We start from the raw sequence: 17,651 nt of genomic DNA, 5'->3' as shown, positions 1-17,651 counted from the left end.
TTCAGAGGCGCTACAGTGGGGCTACATGAGGTGCAGGTATCCTCTGAAGGTTTTCAGAGGATTTTGGGCAGAATGCTTCTAACCCATGATCCGTGAAATCACGCTCTTGGGCTGAGACTTGACGCACTGAGACAGGGGACTATGGGCAAAGTCATCGGGATCGACCTGGGAACCACCAACAGTTGTGTGGCGGTTTTGGAAGGGGGCCAGCCTGTGGTCATCACCAATGCCGAAGGAGGTCGCACCACCCCCAGCATCGTCGGGTTTGCCAAGAATAACGCTCGCTTGGTGGGGCAACTGGCCAAGCGACAGGCAGTCACCAATGCCGAAAATACTGTATTCAGTGTCAAACGCTTCATCGGGCGCACCTTTGCTGAAACAGAGGCAGAGCGGATGCGGGTTCCCTATAAGGTGATCCCCGGCCGAGACAACATGGTGGAAGTGGCGATCCAGGATCGCGCCTATACTCCGCAGGAGATCTCCGCCATGATCCTGCAAAAGCTGAAGGCGGATGCCGAAGCGTACCTAGGAGAACCCGTCACCCAGGCGGTGATCACCGTTCCTGCCTACTTTACCGATGCTCAGCGACAGGCCACCAAAGATGCCGGCACCATTGCTGGCTTAGAGGTGCTACGCATCATCAATGAGCCGACGGCTGCCTCTCTGGCCTATGGGTTAGACAAGCAAGATCAAGATCTGCGCATTCTGGTTTTTGATTTAGGGGGGGGCACCTTCGATGTCTCCGTCTTGCAACTGGGCAGTGGAGTATTCGAGGTACGGGCGACTGCTGGCAACAACCACCTAGGGGGCGACGATTTCGACCAAAAAATTGTTGACTGGCTCACCCGCGAATTTATGGAAATGGAAGGGATCGACCTCTCCCAGGATCGCATGGCCCTGCAACGGATGCGGGAGGCTGCCGAGAAAGCCAAGATCGAGCTTTCCAGCACCCAAGCCACTTCAATCAACCTGCCTTTTATCACCGCCGACGACTCTGGCCCCAAGCACTTGGAAGTGGAATTGACCCGCGGAAAATTTGAGGAATTGGTGCGGGATCTGGTGGAAGCCACAGCCGAACCCACTGAGCAAGCCCTGAGAGATGCTGGGGTCTCTGCGGAAAGCATCGACAAAGTCTTGTTGGTGGGGGGATCCACCCGTATTCCCGCCATTCAAGACAAAATCAAACAAATCTTCAAAGGCAAAGCCCCGGATCGCTCGGTTAACCCTGACGAGGCAGTGGCCCTCGGAGCTGCGATCCAAGCGGGGGTGATGGGCGGAGAAGTGAAAGATCTGCTCTTGCTAGATGTGATCCCTCTCTCGATTGGTGTAGAAACCCTGGGGGGAGTATTCACCCGCATTATCGACCGCAACACCACCGTGCCCACCAGCAAAACCCAAATTTTCTCCACGGCTACGGATGCCCAAAGTGTGGTGGAGATCCACGTTTTGCAGGGGGAGCGAGCCATGGCCCGCGACAACAAAACCCTGGGTCGCTTTCAACTGACCGGGATCCCGCCTGCCCCTCGCGGTGTCCCTCAGATCGAGGTGTCTTTCGATATCGATGCCAACGGGATTTTGAAGGTCTCCGCCCGCGAAAGAGGAACCGGCATTGAGCAGAGTGTCAAGATCACCAACAACGGCGGCCTCAGCAGTACTGAGATCGAGCGGATGCGCCGGGAAGCTGACGCCTATGCCGAAGAAGATCAACGCCGACAGCAGGTGGTGGAAGCCCGCAACCAATCCGACGCCCTGCTCTACAATTACGACAAAACCCTTGAAGAACACGGCAACCGCCTCAGCGAAACCCGAATCGAACGGGGCGCCCAGATGGCGGGCGCATTGAGGGCATTGCTGGCAGATGATAACGTAGATTTAGCAACTTTACGGAATGCAATGGAAGATCTGCGGGTTGTCCTCCTGGAGATGGGTAGCGAGATCTATGGTGCTCGCTAAAGGTTATCCCCGAGAGAAGATGCACCCCTGTTCCATCGCTTGCGGGCTTGTTCCGGCAAGAGGGCTGTTGCGCTGCCTGCCAAGTTGTGTTGTTGAGTGTATTTGATCTTTATCCCTCTGAAGCGCTTCTATGGCTCGTGACTACTACGAAATCCTAGGGGTTGGCCGCGATAGCTCCAAAGAAGATATCAAGCGAGCCTACCGACGGTTGGCCCGTAAGTATCACCCAGATGTCAATAAAGAGCCCGGTGCTGAAGATCGCTTTAAGGAGATCAACCGCGCCTATGAAGTGCTCTCCGACAACGAGCTGAAAGCCCGTTACGACCGCTTCGGTGAGGCCGGCTTAGGGGGCGCTGCTGCCGGAGCGAGTGGTTTCCAAGATTTTGCCGGCATGGGTGGCTTTGCCGATATTTTCGAGAGCTTCTTCACCAACTTTTCGGGGGCAGGTACTGGTTATGCCCGCAGCCGCAATGGGCCGGTGCGTGGGGATGATCTGCGCTTTGACCTGAAATTGGAGTTTCTCGAGGCCATCTTCGGCGGAGAAAAGCAAATTCGCATCAGCCACCTGGAAACCTGTCCCGTCTGCGGGGGCAGTGGCGCTAAGCCCGGCACAGATGTGAAAACCTGTTCAACCTGTGGCGGCGGCGGCCAAGTGCGCCGGGCAACTCGTACCCCCTTCGGCAGCTTTACCCAAGTTTCGGTTTGCCCCACCTGTTCTGGTTCTGGCCAAGTCGTGGAAGAAGCCTGCTACAACTGCAATGGCGAAGGCTTGGCCCAAACCACCAAGAAACTGCGCATCAATATCCCTGCCGGGGTGGATAGCGGCACCCGCTTACGGGTTTCTGGAGAAGGTGACGCCGGTCGGCGGGGTGGCCCACCTGGGGATCTGTACGTTTACCTGTTTACGGAGGCAGATCCCGATTTCCAGCGGGATGGCCTGACCATTCTTTCGGAAGTGCGGGTGAGCTATTTGCAAGCCATTTTGGGGGCAAAGGTCTCAGTACCCACCGTAGACTCGAAAGCGGGCCTAGAGGAAGAAGTGGAGTTGACCATTCCAGCCGGCTCTCAACCGGGTACGGTACTCACGCTGGAGGGTAAGGGGGTACCTCGGATTGGCAACTCGGTGGCCCGTGGCGATCACCAGCTCACTCTGGTGGTGGAGATCCCAACCCGCATTAGCTCAGAAGAGCGAGATCTGCTGATGCGCTTGGCGGAGTTGCATGGAGAACGTATCAACAAGCGGGATGGCTTCTTAGGGGGCCTGCTGCGGGGGCTCGCCCAAATGCCCGGTAACCGGGAGCGTGAGGAGGAATGACTTCAGAGTGACTTCAGAGACTGGGTTTGAATCTTCTCCAGCGGTCAAGCTTGTCCTCGATCAACGAGGGATCCCTTGCCCATTGAATTATGTGCGGGCGAAGCTGCGGCTGGAACGGATGGCTGTGGGGGAGCTGCTAGAACTCTGGTTGGATGCCGGGGAACCCCTAGAGCAGGTGCCCAGTAGCTTGGCCATGGCTGGACATCAGATTGAGAAGCAACAGGCAGCCCCGGAAGGGCATCACATTCTCTGGGTACGTCGAGGCACCCCTGAGTCTGCATGAACTTTCCAACACCTGTTCACTCGGAGGGTGAGGTTTCCGCCGACAACACGTACATCGGTTGGGTACGAGCGGCGCAGGCCAATTTTTATCGAGTGTGGCTTGATCCAGCTCTGGCTGGGTTTTTCCCCGAGATCCAAGCCCATCTTCCAGCCCAAAAGCCCATCCCTGTGGAAATTCTCTGTACCCGTCGGGCCAAATTAAAAAAAACTGGGCAGCAGGTGATGGTGGGGGACTGGGTGGAGGTAAGCCTGCCCCCAAGTGCTTCGGATCTCTGGCCAGAACGAGGGGTGATCGAGTCGATCCTGCCGCGACGGACTCAGCTGCATCGACCGGCTATTGCTAACTTGACCCAAGCCTTGGTGGTGGTGGCTCTAGCGGAGCCTGATCCCGATCCCCACCTAATTAATCGTTTGCTGGTACAGGCGGAAGCTAGCCAGTTACGAGTGCAGGTGATTCTCAACAAAGCCGATGGTGTGGATCCCTCTGTGGCTGTGTTTTGGATAAATCGGTTGCAGAGTTGGGGATATGCTCCCTTGCTGGTCAGTGCCCGGACTCGACTAGGGATCCTGGCGCTGTTGGATAGGTGTCGGCAGCACATCTCGGTGGTGATGGGCCCTTCTGGGGTGGGTAAATCCAGTCTGCTGAATGAGGTGTTGCCGGATGCTCAGTTGGCAACTCAGGCTGTTTCTGGGCGGTTGCGTCAGGGTCGTCATACCACCCGTCATGTGGAGCTGTTTCCGCTGCCGGAGGGGGGCTGGATCGCCGATTCTCCAGGCTTTAATGCCCTAGAAGGGATCCCGCAGCGCAAGGGGGTGGAGTTAATTCAATGCTTCCCAGAGGTGAGAGAGCGAGTTGGTAACTGTCAGTTTCGAGATTGTTTGCACGATCAAGAGCCGGGCTGTAGGGTTCGGGATCCACAATGGGAACGGTATTCACTGTATCTACAACTTTTGCAAGAAGCTCAAGAATTCCAACATCGGGGATCAGGCTCCATACCAGGATCTGTACAAGGCCATCAGGAACCTGGATACGGTAGTGGCAGTGACAAAAAAATCCCTCCTCGGCATCGCCAGCTCTCTCGCCGCCAAATTCGCCAAACCTTCCATAGCCAAAAATTAGACTCTTTGGGGTCAGAAAGATGAGGACTCTGGTGAAAATTGTCAATGATCTTCATGCTTGTCCTGGAGCTCTAAGTTCATCGTATTCTGGAGGTGCGAATCGAATCATCAATTGTCTGGAGGAGTGCTTATGTCAACATCTAAGGTTTCTGGGGGTCAACAGGGATCCCTGACACAAAAGGGGCGGCAGTTCTTCTCTGGGCTTTTGGCTTCAACATTGGTTTTGGCTGGTTGTGGGGGAGGGGGAGGGGGTACAGTTCCGCCACCCTTAGTTAATGTTTGCCAGCAAGCCTTTAACCCACAGCTTTTCGCTTCTATTGGTCTGCAACGGCAGGGGGATAGCCGCAGTGGATCCCTGGGGCCAAACAGCCTGCTGGAGTTCTACTTTGATGGTGCTGGCAATCTTCAAAATGCGCGGACAAATCCTCCACCGGCGGGTACCTTCACCTTCTTTTCCGAGGGCTTCCTCTATTTCCCTTCCGCTGCCAATGTAACTGGAGTAACGATTCGCCTCACCAGCCCTGTCTTCGATCCGTTGTTGCAAATCGGCGGCTTCGACAGCAACCGCACCTTGGATCGGTCTCTCATTTTTGTCAATGATGATGCTGCCCCTGGCAACTTCACCACCTCTGAGCTGACCATTCCAGTCCGTCAAGATCGGTGCTATCTGCTTCAGGTGCAAAGCTACTGGGCCCAAAATGCTTCTCCGGCGGCTGGCCCTGGTAGCCCGGGTCGGGGTGCCTACACCCTTCAGGTTGTCAGTGAAACGTTTGCTGCTCCTCCTCCTCGTCCTCAACAGCAGCAGAAGCCCCCCAGTGAAGCGGGTGGGGGTGGTGATCGAGGGGGTGGCATCGGCATTTGAATCCACTCTGGATCCCTGGTTGCCTTTCAACAAATAGGGATCCTCACGAGAACCAGTAATCCAGAAAAGCCCGGGATCCCTACTCCTGGACTTTTTTATTGGAGCCTGTCGCCATCTGGTAAAAGCCCTGGGAGGCCAGGCGAATCAGCGACTAGCCATTTCCAAGCGTTAGGAGCTGAATGCCACGTGATGAATCTAGATGATCTAGATAAAGATAATTTAGCCCTGCCGGGTCAGAGTAATCGGGAAGCTTGCGCTACCACAGGAGGCTGTTCCTCGAATGGAGCGCCCATCTGCACTGACGGTACCACTCCAGGTAATGTTGGGTGTGCCAACGCCTCCTGCTCTGCCAGTTACCGAAAATTGGTTGTTACTGAACTGGCCGCTACGCTCTCGCAAGCTAGGGGAAGTAATGCTGATCTGGCCTCCATTGTGGCTGATAGATACCGTTTCTCGTACCCCACTTGTGGCATTGACTCGACAGGTGGATCCCTGCCAGGCAAAAGATCCTCCCTCATAGACCCATTGTCCACCCAGAGCTAGGTCTGGCACAGGGGTGGGAGTTGTTACAGGTGTGATAACAGGTGTGGGAGCGGGCGTTGGAGTCGAGGGAGGCGTGGGGGGAAGAAGAGGGGTAAATGTGGGAATAGGAGTGGGTGTTGGGGTCGGGGTGGGAGGAAGGGGAGTGGGCGGTACTGGAGTGGGTGGCACTGGTGTTGGGGTCGGGGTGGGAGGAGGGGGTGGAACGGGTGTGGGTGTTGCTACGACAGGCGTAGGAGTCGGAGTTTGAGGTAAAGGGGGCGGGGTCGGAGTACAACGGGGAACCAGTTGCTGGCGATACTCTTCCAGTCGAGCTTGCTGATCCGGGTAATCCTGTAAAATCCGCTGAATGAAATCCAGAGCAGGTTGACAATTACGGTTGGTCACCGCTTCGTTAGCCAACAGATCCAGGCGCTGATAATACTCTGCCAAGGGTGTTGGGGTGGGCGTTGGAGCTGGAGTCGGGGTCGGCGTAATTTCGGGAGTAGGTTCGGGTGTTGGAGTTGTCTCAGGTGGGGGGGTAGGTGTTGCGGTCGGAGTGGGTGTGAGAACAGGAGTTGGGGTGGGCTCAGGCTCAATCACCTCCGGACGGGGCCACAGGAAAAAGGCTGCCAACAGCGTCACGACGCCCAGGGATCCTCCTGCCATGACCCACTTCAGGCCGTTGCCCGAGGGTTGTAAAACCGTCTTGGTTGCGGGTTGAGGCAGTCGATGGGTGCGAGGGCTATCTGAGATGGGGGGAGGTTCAGATGGGGGAGGAGCAGGGGGCGGTGGTGGGGGAGATGGAATGCTGCTACCGGCTTGGACAACTGTGGATGGAGTTCTTTTGGTGTCAGGTGATGCGGAGGAGTCTTCTGTTACTGGCAAGGGCTGGGAAGGCGAAGCAGAGGGTAAGAGTTCCCGGTCGGTGATGTAGTAAGGGATCCCTGGCCCTGTAGGAGGAGAGAAGACGGGTTCGTCTTCAATGAGATCCAGATCCTCATCGCGGATATCTTCGAATCCCCCTGCAGTAGAGCCTGTGCTTCTACCTGTTCTTCCCAAGGTTCGGCGTGGCCATTCAGAACCACTAGAGGGAGAAGGCGTTGTGGTTGACCCAGTGGGAAGTATTTCTGTGCTGGCCTGACTTGGAGACACTTGGGTCACTACGGTTAAGTCATAGGCTTGCAACAATCGTTCTCCCAACTCCCGCATGGTTTGGGGCCGTTCATCCGGGTTTTTCTTGAGGCAATCCATCACCACTTCTGCTAAAGCAGGAGGAATTGCCTGGGAAGTAGTGTTTGGGTTGATTTCTATCGGAGTTTCGTAACAATGGGCATGGATCCAACTGTGCAGAGAGTCGGTTTCCAACTGAAAAGGCATGGATCCCGTCAGCATTTCATAAAGCACCACCCCAAAGGAGTAGATATCGGAGCGGGCATCCAAAGATTTACCCCGCATTTGCTCGGGAGAGGCATAGCGGGCAGTACCAATAAACCCCCCTCCTTTTTGGGTGCCAAGGCTGAGGGTTTGATCCGCCAAGGTTTTGGCTACCCCAAAGTCAAGGATTTTTAGTTGGGTGATGGGTTTGCCGTTTTGGAGAATTTGCTCAATAAACAGGTTGCTGGGTTTGATGTCGCGGTGAATCACCCCCCGAATTTCCCGGCCATCCAATTGGGTTTGAAAGGTATGGGCATAATACAGACCTTCACAAGCTTGCAGGGCCAGCCGAATCGCTTGTCGAACCGGTAAGGCCCCTTTGGATCGGATCCACTTAGCCAGATCCTGCCCTTTCAGGTACTCCATGACCAGATAGGCTTGCTCACCCTGCTGGCCATGATCCAAAACTTTGATGATGCGGGGGTGCTGTCCTAGTAAAGAGCTGACGCGGATCTCTTCGACAAAACGGCGGTTCAAGTCAGTTTGAGAATCCCCTCGGCCCACCATCATCGGAGCATACAAGACCTTTACAGCGACTTCTTGCCGGTTGTTTTGTAAGTCCAAGGCCCGAAAGACGGATCCCATGCCACCGCCACCAATCTCCTGTTGCAGTAGATAGCGATCGCCCAAAATGCAGTTGGTTAGCTCTGAGGTCATGGGTTTGGACGCTTTAGGAGGGGCGGTTTGGGTGAGGATGTCCATACAATAAACCGAATTACTGGAGCTGTCTTGCCCATTCGGGTGGCTGAACTCAGGGATCCTGGGTTGGCTCGTCTTTTGGGAGTTGCCGACATCTCAAGTCACATCTCAAGTTATAGAGAGATGCTGGGTTATCGGTGGTGACGGCGGATGGAGGGTTGCGGTGATCCTCCTCGCTGGCAAATGGATTGTTTTCTGGTTTTGTGTAGGGGATCCCTTTCGGTCTGGGCAATTGCCGGCTTGGGGATGGATGATTAGCAAAGTGCCCTTCGGGACACAGGGATCCCTGCAAGAGGTGAACAATGGATTTGGGCTTGGTGGTCATCGCCTACAAAGAGGGGGATCGGGAGAGCAAGGCCGCTTGTCAGGTGTGTGCCGAACAGCTGCGCCATCGTGGGGTGACGGTGTTGACGGCTCCAACAGGTTTGCATCACAATCCTTACCCAGTTTTTTTGGAAGCCACTTCTGATCCGATCGATCTGGCAGTGGTGCTGGGGGGAGATGGCTCCGTGTTGGCGGCAGCCCGCTACTTGGCACCCCATGGGATCCCGATTTTGCCGATTAAATCTGGGGGTAGGTTAGGGTTTCTGGCCCAGTCGGAACGGGTACTGCGGGAGGATCCCTGGGATCGCATCCAAGCTGGAGATTTTATTGTGCAGCCGCGCATGATGTTGCAAGCCCAAATTTTGGAACAACCGCAACTGGGACAAGGGGATCCGCTGGCCACCCGTGGCGAGGGAAAACAACAGGGGCGCCCCGTCAGCCAGGTGTATTATGCCCTGAATGAGATGTGCCTGAAGCCGATTAACCGGGAACGGCTGCCCGCCGCGATTATGGAAATTGAGGTGAATGGCGAGATTTTGGATCAGTACCATGGCGATGGGGTGTTGGTGGCAACGCCAACGGGATCCACATCCTATACCTTGGCTGCCAATGGCCCGATTATTGATCCCTCCCTGGAGGTCATCACCATTACCCCCATTTGTCCCCTCAGCTTGTCCAGTCGTCCGATTGTTATCGGCGGCTCAGCGAAAGTTGAAATTTGGCCCCTTTCGGATGCGGAAGGGTTGACCCGTCTTTGGACGGATGGAGTGTTGGCCCAATCGGTGAACCCAGGCCAATGGGTGGAGATCCAACAGGCTCCTAGCGTGGCTAAGCTGATGATCCTAGAAGAAAATCTCTCCTACTTTCGCACCCTACGAGAAAAATTGCAGTGGGCAGGCAGCCGCATTTACATTCCCACCACCAATCACCGTCCTGACTGGAGATAAGGAGAATTTAAGGTTCGGGGGTTATAGTAACGAAAATCAAAAATCAACTGGGATCCACAGCGGAGCATACTCATGAGCCTGAGACTCTATCTCCTCAGACACGGCGAAACCCCCTACAGCCGTTCGGGCGGATTTTGTGGTGCTTTGGATCCTGACCTGACTCCAGAAGGGGAACAGATGGCGGTAGCTTTTGCCACAGCCTATGCAGGGATCCCTTGGCAAGCTCTCTACGTGAGCCCCATGAAGCGTACCCTAGCCACCCTGAGACCCCTAGCAGAGAAGACGGGGCTAGAGATGCAAATGCGGGATGGACTACAGGAAATCCACTATGGCGAATGGGAAGGCAAAACCCACGCGGAGGTGCGAGACTCCTACACCGAAGACTACTTGCGTTGGATGACTGAACCCGCTTGGAACTCACCCACAGGTGGCGAAACGGCTGTACAAATTGCCAATCGGGCCATGCCGGTTATGGCGGAGATCGAGGAAAAATTTACAGATGGCAACGTGTTGATTGTCTCCCACAAAGCCACGATTCGGGTTATTCTATGCAGCCTACTGGGCATTGATCTGGGTCGCTATCGAGACCGCATTGAGGTTTTGGCTGCTTCCCTTAGCGTGATCAAGTTTGATCGGTACGGCCCACTTCTGGAAGTTTTGGGGGAACGCAACTATCTGCCGACGGAATTACGAGAGCGCTCAGGCACCTAACTAGAGATCTCAAAAACAAAGGTTTGGGTTTAGAGCTCGCTAACTGAAGCGACTAAAAAGAGATAAGAACTTATGGAAGAAAAACAGTTATCGGATTCCATCAATCTTGCGCGTCAATTATTTCTCGAAGGAAATTATGTAGAATCAAAGAGGTTATGTCTAGAAATTCTCACAAAAAGGCCAGAGGATTTGAACATTTTGTATTTATTAGGACAAATTTCCTGGGAACTGGGAAGCAAAGAGGAGGCTGTAAGTTATTTTATCAAATGCACCGAACTTAATTCCCATGCAGTAGGAGCCATTCGATACATAGGAATTTTCTTTTTCGAGAAAAAAGAGTACAAGCTTGCAATTCAAAGCTTTCTTAGCATCTTATCTCATAAGCCGGACATCATTTCCTATCAAATGCTATCAATAATTTACTTGCTATTAGGTCTTACAGATGAATCATTTACTTACGCTAGGAATGCCTGTTCTCTTGATCCGAAAAATAAGTTTCTTGTTCAGCAAATGTTAATAAATAGTCTTTTTTGTGACAAGCTAAACTGTAAAGATATATTTGATCTGCATCTTGAGTGGATGGATCGACAAGTTGAATCAGTCACTTTGTTTAGATCTCCGCAGTTAAGCTCTAGATATTTAGACAAAAAAATTAGAATTGGCTATCTTTGTCATGATACTTTTAAACAATCGGTAAGTTTTTTCTTTGAGCCAGTAATAAAGAATCATGATCGCCAGCGATTTGAGATTGTTATCTACGCTACTTACCCTGAAGAAGATACTTATGCCCAGCGACTTAAAACCTATGTTGATTTCTGGAGGAATGTTAGCTCTCTAGAGGAGAAAGAGATTGCGGAAATTGTTTATCAGGATAAGATCGATATTTTTGTTGATGTGACTGGTCATACTGCGCCTGGATCCAATAATAAACTATTAGCCTTTGCTTATAAGCCTGCGCCAATTCAAATGAGCTGGCTTGCCTATCCAGCAACGACAGGACTGAGAACGATTGATTATCGAATTACTGATGAATGGGCTGATCCGGTTGGAATGACAGAAGCTTATCACATAGAAAAATTGATTCGCATCCCGCAAGGATTTCTCTGTTACCAACCAGAGGAAGAGTCTCCTGAGATCGCAGGTGCTCCTTGCGAATCTAATTCTCATATCACATTTGGTTGTTTTACATTACAAGCGAAAATAACTCCTGAAGTTATTAGAGTATGGTCGTCAATATTACAGAGCATCGAAAACAGTGAGTTGCATCTAAAATATAAACACTTTCAAAATCCAGATGTTCGATCTGCTTTTTTAGAGCGCTTCACAGAAAATGGCATTGAAGAAAGTCGCATTCGGTTCCTTGATTTTCAACCCCTGTATCGCGACCATTTGGCCTGTTACCAACATTTAGATATCGTACTGGATCCCTTTCCATACAACGGAACCACTTCCACGCACGAAGCCTTGTGGATGGGTGTTCCTGTAATTACATTGACGGGCAATGACCATCGTTCTCGCGTTGGGGTTAGTATTCTAACTCGGCTTGGTCTTGCAGATTTGATTGCTGATTCGATAGAGGATTATATTCAAATTGCCGTAAGCTTATCGAAAGATAAGGAACGCATTCAGGAGCTGCGGAGAACCTTGAGACTAAAAATGCTCAATTCACCACTAACTCGAGCCAAAGAGTTTACAACTCAACTTGAAGCGGAATATAGTCGACTCTGGAAAGCCTTTCTCGAAACGGAAGCTTGAGGCATACTTACTATGAGCAAAAAAATTGGGTTGGCACTGGGCAGTGGCGGGGCTAGGGGATGGGCCCACATTGGGGTGATTCGGGCACTAGAACGTGCCGGAATCCCGATTGATTATATTGCCGGAGCCAGCATTGGTGCTTTTGTTGGGGCCATTTATGCGGCAGGGGAATTGGATGAGCTAGAAGAATTCGTGCGGGATCTGAATTGGAAGATGATCCTATCGCTATTTGATGTGGTGTTTCCCACCTGTGGCCTTTTGGATGGCAACAAGATTTATGACCTGCTCACAGAACATCTACAAGAGCTATGTATTGAAGAGGCTGGGATCCCTTTTTGTTGCGTGGCAACCGATTTGATCACGGGCAAGGAAGTGCTGTTGCGCTCAGGAAAAATGGCAGATGCGGTGCGGGCTAGCATTTCCATTCCTGGTATTTTTACTCCTTTTGCCCATGAAGGCTTGTACCTAGGAGATGGAGGTATTGTCAATCCGGTGCCGGTGCAGGTAGTACGAGATATGGGTGCCGATATTGTGATTGCTGTTAACCTCAACCATATGGATCCTGAAGCTGTAAAAGACCAACCAGAAGAAACTGAGATTGAAGAAGCCTTTCAAAGAAGACAACGACTTAATGCAGAAGGAGAATTGATTGAAGAAGAGACCAACTTGATCACCCGTATTCGCAAGCGCTATCAATCTCTACAAGAAGGGATCCAGCAAAAAATCAGCCAGTGGATCCCTGACGAACCCACTGGCCCCAACATTTTTGATGTGATCGGCACCACCCTGAATGTGATGGAGCAGAGCATTACCCGCAGTGTTTTGGCGCAACATCCGCCGGATTTACTTTTGCAGCCTAACCTCAGTCGATATGGTATTTTTGATTTTCACGAGGCGGATCCGATCATTCGGGCAGGCTACCGTCAGATGCGCAGAGCCATTCCAGAATTGCGCCAGAAATTGGAGGGCTAAGGAAGTACATTCTGTATAGATCTGCATGGATTTGTATCAAGTTTTCAGATATTTATACCAAGATCTTGAAGGGATCCACATAATGAATAATGAATAGTTCCAGATTTGCCTTGCAAGGAGCCCGGTAGCAATTTCAACATCATGGAGGCCTCTTCCGGCCCCTCATATTCACAGCGAATACCCAAGTATGCCGCAGACTTAAATCCAAAGCGGTGGTAAAAGTGAGGATGCTCTAACACCACAACCCCATCCCATCCCTGTTGCCGCCTCTGGGTCAATCCAGACTGAACCAACTCGGAGTTAATGCCTTTTGGTGGGTGGGTAGATACGTGGTAAGTGCTCAACACCTTACGGCAATCAGAGGAAAATCACAGTACCGTATTCTGCCTCTAATCGGGATCTATTCTCAAAATATTCGACAATTTTGTTGTGGATTTCTTCAATCGTATTTTCTGGTGAGAGAATCTCTATAGCGAGATCTGGGCATGATTTCATCTCCTATCTAAGGGATCCGGGCTTGGGCAAACACATCCTGAGGAATGATTGCTAATCCGGGCAGCAGATCATCTTCAAGGACTTGGGATCCCATGAATGTTCTGGGGGGTGCATCAGGATAATATACGGTGATACTTTTGGCGGCAGCATCCACGATCCAGACCCGAGGGATCCCGGCATCAAGATAGTCGGTGGCTTTTTGAGACATCGAGCCAAAGCTTTGGCTCGGAGAAATAATTTCGACTACTAATTCTGGTGGCACTGGACACAATCCATCTGTCGTCAGTTGTTCGGGCCAGCGTTCGAAAGAGATATAGGTGAGATCCGGAACTGGGAACCAGTCTTGCTGTTGATGATGTAAGCGAATGGCTAATTCGGTATACACATCTCCTTTGCCTTGGCACCAAGCATCAATGATCATCAGCAGCCGTTTCTGGAGCGAAGCATGAAATCGTTGGGGCGACATCGGTTTATCCTTGGGAACGGCTTTGCCATCTACCAATTCATACGTAATATCACCCTCAGGTAGGGCAAGAAATTCTGCCACCGTTAGTTTCTTCTCTGTTGTTAATGGATCGGTCGTTGTAACCATCAGAACCTCAAGGACAACATCAAGAAAATTGAATCTCAGTCCACGCTAACTCAGGGGGATCCGGATAATCGGGATCCCTAGGGGACAGGGAATACCGTTGCCAGCGGGTGCCACGGGATCCCACATGATCCACCCAGTAGGGTAATGTGAGCATTCCATCGTGATCGTGGATAAGCCATTGTCCAGAGGACTGATGATCTGTGATTCGGGTGACGGCATTGACCAAATCGCGGCTTTCCCCCAGACTCAACCCTCCGGTACGTTCGATCCTTTCAGGATGGTCAAAAGCCTGCTCTAGCTCTATATTCGTCAAAAGCTGCTGATAATCGGGACGGGCATTGGTGGGATCCCCGATTTCTTTGGACTTGAATCGCCGAAAGGTACGAATCACCGTCGAAAGATGAGGCTGATTGAGCAGGGCAATAGCTAGTTGTGTTCCACAGTAACGATAGAGATCCCATTCCCCGATCAGAGAAAGCAGCATTCTATAGACTGTGGCAGAAGGAGGTACAGTATAGGTCTCTGCATATTCCTGCGCCCGCGATTGGCGAAAGCCGGCGATGGGAACTTCAATGTGAAGCTGAATCATGCTGCGTTCTCCAGGGAAAGCCGCTCCTGAATCACGCTGATTAACTCGTTAACCGTTGATTTGATACCCGAATCCACATGAACACCCAACTGCTCTAATTTTTCCCCATCCTCCGTTTCAGCAGCGGCTCCGGCAATCCATAGCTCCTAGGGATCGAGATCTCCTACTTGGACTCGTCGCACTAAATCGGGCATAGTCAAATCTCCATTGGGATCCTCTTCAAAGCAATAAAGTAAACGCGGTGAAAAGTCGTGAGTCCAGCGTAGAACCAGGCTATCGGGAGAGAAGTCGTAGAGAAAACGTGCATGATTTCCGGTAACTTCACCCAAAGATGTCAGGCCTTTTAAAACCTCAATCACACGATCATCCCGATGCAGACGAGCCGGAGTCATGGCAAACCCGTATTGATAGCGAGTGGCATGAACTTCTGTGCCATATAGAGAGGTGGATCCCTTTTGACCACTTTTAGCATTGAAAGTGATATCCCCACTGTAGGGCCGAGTTGAAACCGCACGGGTTACTTCCAAAACTCCCCTTCGCGCTGTGGTCGTTCCTTTTGGTGCCTTTTGGTGTCTTTTCCCCATTCTTCTTGGCAGGCTTTTCCTCTGAGGCATCCATCTTAGCTCCTTCTGCCCGCATAAAGCCTAAAACATCATCATCAATGTAGAGTTCGGGATCAAACGCAGGTGTTTGCCAGTCGTTATCGTTGGTTTGATCATTCCAGCGACGATTCACCGAATTGTCATTCCCTGCTGTCTGCCAGTAGTAACGCAATGCCCATCGAATGGCTTCGGCAAAGACCGTGGTTTGGACTTCGTTCTTCCAGAGGATTTTTCGTAGGGTAGTGATATTTCCCTCATTTTTGCCGCGATTGTTGGCAGCAGTTTCATAGCAGTCAAAATGTTCCCAAACAAATGAAAAGTCATCGTGTACTCCTTATATATAATATATAAGTTGATAGATGAAGTGCTCAAGCACCTAATGGCGTTCTGAGGATAAGTTCAATAGTTTAATCGAATCCAGGCATGGCAATCAGATCCGGATCGTCATCTTTCGTTTCAGTGTTAGATCCAGTTTCTTTCTCCTTACCTTTGTAGCTAGCCAGTGACAGTAAAGCTAAGTCTCTCGCTTTCTTCCACTGTTTGGGATCCATAATCATATCCATCAAATCCTCCCAATGCTCCTGAAGGGCAGGCATTCGCCCAGACCATGCCCAAAAGTCAGTAGACCTCTTGCACGAATCAACCAGAGGTTAAGGGCGGCAAGGTTAGCTCGTAGTTGTGGATGCCAGCAATGACATTCAACCTCAGTTTCAATCCTTTCCCCGTGGACAATCCGACAGACTGTTGATTCATGCTGCATCTTGGGCAATGTGAAAGTAGGTGCGGTACTCTCGCCAATAACTCAGGCAAATCAGCAGCTGCTCAGCAACACTCAGCTTGTTTTGTCCCCCTCTGTGTCCTTGCCGCTGCAAGTGAGGGGTCAAGTAGGTAACCATGTGCTCAAACGTTTCTCGCCGCACGCCTGTTAGACGCTTGAACTCTGCTGGGGATAGTGATTGGACTTCCTCGTCGGTCATAGCCTTATCCGCTAGGTGACCTCTGGTATCTCTCTTCTCTCTCATTTGTGCAAGAGGTCTATTGTCCTCGTTGTGAATTGGAAGTGTGTCGGGATAAAAAGGTCGCACTGAACATTCTGAAGCGGGGGTTAGAATCCCCATGCCTTTAGGTCGGGGAGAACATCAATCAATCGGGATCAATTGCAACAGGGATCCCGCCGAAATGAGGTGAGCCGGAACAGCATCTACACCAGGGATCCGATGGGCCACCAGCACACAGCGATCCTGAGGGGTCAGCGGGAAAGAAACTGCTGGGGTGGGATCTTTGAGAAGGGGATCCCCGACAAAAGTAAGTTGGGCTAGAACAGCCAAAAGATGATCTTGGTGGGCCAAATCTACCCCAAAGCGAGTTCGCCCTTGCAAGGTTACTAATGCAACCGGGTGACCTTCTTGAATGAGATAGAAGAGGATCCCGGCACAGCGCTCCACCGCCCGTTCCAATTTGTCTCGATGCACTTCGGGGCTTTCTCCCTGAGGCTGCCAGCGATTTTCAAAACAAAGAGTGATCGCCTGGGAACGAGGGCGCTCCAATTCCCGCGTGATCAGTTGATCCCGTTTGGCAGAGATTTTCCAATGGATTGACCGCACATCATCTTGGGGGCGATACTGCCGCAAGCTGAGGTAGTCACCCTCTTGACCCGGTTGTGGGCGCAATTGGCTGCCCCCGCTAAGATAATCCAACACTATTAACCCTTGAACGGGTGCTGGCTGAGGAAACACAACCACCATTTGGGGATCCACAATTTCCACCCCCTTGCGGAATAGCTCAAACGGAAAGCTGCTGGCGATCTCAAAGCCCTGCAATTGCCATATCCCTCGCTTTGGAAAGGTATGTCGATAAAAACTATGCACACTGGAGCAGGCATCCACTCGCAAGATGTAGCTCGAAGGCCAGTCTTCTCGCTTGAGACCTTCAATTCGTTCGCTCACTTGCAAAGAAAAGCTGGGCAGGCGCCGTTTGCGATTGGTCAGGGTAAGGCCCACTAAGATGGGCTGACCGGCAAAAATGCGGCTGGGTAACTGCCGACTGACATCCAAATCTTTGAGGGTGGCATCGGAGAGCATCCCACTGATTAAGATCAAACTGAGCAGCATCCCCAGCAACAAATAAAGGGGATTATTACCCGTATTAAAGGCGGCGACACTGACCAAGAGAGTAATCACAACAAAACGCCGCCCGATGCGAGTAAAGCGGAAACGGCGTGGAAAACGAAACCTAGTCCCGGATCCCGACGAAGCCGAAAAAGATTTGAGGCTCAACCCCAATTTAGATACCTTAGACAGTAACTTAGATAGCACTGTGGCAGCTCAAGCATCACGTCTGTTCTACCAGGGATCTCCGCCCCAAGATAGGTTGGAAACCATAGAAAACGCACCCCTGAGCCAAGGTAACGGCTGTCATCTTTGTACATCCCGACACTATGCCTACGGGATAGAGCGCAGGGCTAGGAACAACCTCCGG

At 51.7% G+C, this 17,651-nt stretch carries 16 protein-coding genes and 1 pseudogene; 9 read left to right on the top strand and 8 right to left on the bottom strand.

Annotation, left to right across the window (positions count from 1 at the left end; genetic code table 11):
• Nucleotides 1-141: 141 nt before the first annotated feature.
• The 5 genes from dnaK to L1047_RS00435 all read left to right on the top strand — a co-directional run bounded on the left by dnaK (nt 142) and on the right by L1047_RS00435 (nt 5,531).
• Nucleotides 142-1,953 (top strand): molecular chaperone DnaK, encoded by a 1,812-nt coding sequence (dnaK, locus tag L1047_RS00455; protein WP_235276611.1) that lies wholly within the window; start codon nt 142-144, stop codon nt 1,951-1,953.
• Between the two features lie 130 nt (nt 1,954-2,083).
• Nucleotides 2,084-3,268, top strand: coding sequence for a molecular chaperone DnaJ (dnaJ, locus tag L1047_RS00450; protein WP_235276610.1), 1,185 nt, complete (start codon nt 2,084-2,086; stop codon nt 3,266-3,268).
• Nucleotides 3,269-3,275: 7 nt separating this feature from the next.
• A complete protein-coding gene (locus tag L1047_RS00445) occupies nt 3,276-3,551 on the top strand; it encodes a sulfurtransferase TusA family protein (protein WP_235276609.1) in 276 nt (91 codons plus the stop codon).
• A complete protein-coding gene (gene rsgA / locus L1047_RS00440; protein WP_235276607.1) occupies nt 3,548-4,693 on the top strand; it encodes a ribosome small subunit-dependent GTPase A in 1,146 nt (381 codons plus the stop codon). Before L1047_RS00445 ends, rsgA begins: the two co-directional genes overlap by 4 nt.
• A 106-nt stretch (nt 4,694-4,799) precedes the next feature.
• The gene (locus tag L1047_RS00435; protein ID WP_235276605.1) at nt 4,800-5,531 is read left to right on the top strand and encodes a hypothetical protein; all 732 of its coding nucleotides are present in this window, start codon (nt 4,800-4,802) and stop codon (nt 5,529-5,531) included.
• A 219-nt stretch (nt 5,532-5,750) separates the two neighbouring features.
• On the opposite strand, the gene L1047_RS00430 is transcribed toward L1047_RS00435, so the two are convergent.
• Nucleotides 5,751-8,144: a serine/threonine protein kinase gene (locus L1047_RS00430; protein WP_235276603.1), complete on the bottom strand. Its 2,394-nt coding sequence runs from the start codon at nt 8,142-8,144 to the stop codon at nt 5,751-5,753.
• A gap of 344 nt (nt 8,145-8,488) precedes the next feature.
• On the opposite strand from L1047_RS00430, the gene L1047_RS00425 reads away from it, so the two are divergent.
• The 4 genes from L1047_RS00425 (at nt 8,489) to L1047_RS00410 (ending at nt 12,895) form a co-directional block, all read left to right on the top strand.
• Nucleotides 8,489-9,457, top strand: a complete 969-nt coding sequence (locus L1047_RS00425; protein ID WP_235276601.1) for an NAD(+) kinase — start codon at nt 8,489-8,491, stop codon at nt 9,455-9,457.
• Between the two features lie 72 nt (nt 9,458-9,529).
• Nucleotides 9,530-10,168, top strand: a complete 639-nt coding sequence (locus L1047_RS00420; RefSeq protein WP_235276599.1) for a histidine phosphatase family protein — start codon at nt 9,530-9,532, stop codon at nt 10,166-10,168.
• Between the two features lie 72 nt (nt 10,169-10,240).
• A complete protein-coding gene (locus L1047_RS00415) occupies nt 10,241-11,923 on the top strand; it encodes an O-linked N-acetylglucosamine transferase, SPINDLY family protein (RefSeq protein WP_235276598.1) in 1,683 nt (560 codons plus the stop codon).
• Between the two features lie 12 nt (nt 11,924-11,935).
• Nucleotides 11,936-12,895: a patatin family protein gene (locus tag L1047_RS00410; RefSeq protein ID WP_235276597.1), complete on the top strand. Its 960-nt coding sequence runs from the start codon at nt 11,936-11,938 to the stop codon at nt 12,893-12,895.
• A gap of 502 nt (nt 12,896-13,397) precedes the next feature.
• On the opposite strand, the gene L1047_RS00400 is transcribed toward L1047_RS00410, so the two are convergent.
• The 7 genes and pseudogenes from L1047_RS00400 to L1047_RS16615 form a co-directional block, all read right to left on the bottom strand.
• The gene (locus L1047_RS00400) at nt 13,398-13,982 is read right to left on the bottom strand and encodes a Uma2 family endonuclease (protein ID WP_235276596.1); all 585 of its coding nucleotides are present in this window, start codon (nt 13,980-13,982) and stop codon (nt 13,398-13,400) included.
• 19 nt (nt 13,983-14,001) lie between these two features.
• Nucleotides 14,002-14,571, bottom strand: coding sequence for a type I-MYXAN CRISPR-associated protein Cas5/Cmx5/DevS (locus tag L1047_RS00395; RefSeq protein WP_235276595.1), 570 nt, complete (start codon nt 14,569-14,571; stop codon nt 14,002-14,004).
• Nucleotides 14,572-14,717: 146 nt separating this feature from the next.
• Nucleotides 14,718-15,098, bottom strand: a complete 381-nt coding sequence (locus L1047_RS00390; protein ID WP_235276594.1) for a hypothetical protein — start codon at nt 15,096-15,098, stop codon at nt 14,718-14,720.
• Entirely contained in the window at nt 15,037-15,306 is a 270-nt protein-coding gene (locus tag L1047_RS00385) for a hypothetical protein (RefSeq protein ID WP_235276593.1), read from the bottom strand. The genes L1047_RS00390 and L1047_RS00385 overlap by 62 nt, the downstream gene beginning before the upstream one ends.
• A 274-nt stretch (nt 15,307-15,580) precedes the next feature.
• Entirely contained in the window at nt 15,581-15,820 is a 240-nt protein-coding gene (cas8a1, locus tag L1047_RS00380; RefSeq protein WP_268836366.1) for a CRISPR-associated protein Cas8a1/Csx13, read from the bottom strand.
• 53 nt (nt 15,821-15,873) lie between these two features.
• Nucleotides 15,874-15,988, bottom strand: a pseudogene (locus tag L1047_RS16700) (IS5/IS1182 family transposase); the annotation flags it as partial.
• A gap of 324 nt (nt 15,989-16,312) precedes the next feature.
• Nucleotides 16,313-17,353 (bottom strand): DUF58 domain-containing protein, encoded by a 1,041-nt coding sequence (locus tag L1047_RS16615; RefSeq protein ID WP_235276589.1) that lies wholly within the window; start codon nt 17,351-17,353, stop codon nt 16,313-16,315.
• Nucleotides 17,354-17,651: the final 298 nt, after the last annotated feature.

This window comes from Synechococcus sp. Nb3U1 (assembly GCF_021533835.1).
Lineage (GTDB): Bacteria > Cyanobacteriota > Cyanobacteriia > Thermostichales > Thermostichaceae > Thermostichus.
The sequence above is the reverse complement of the archived record's forward strand: the minus strand, read 5'-3'. Positions and strand labels throughout refer to the sequence as shown.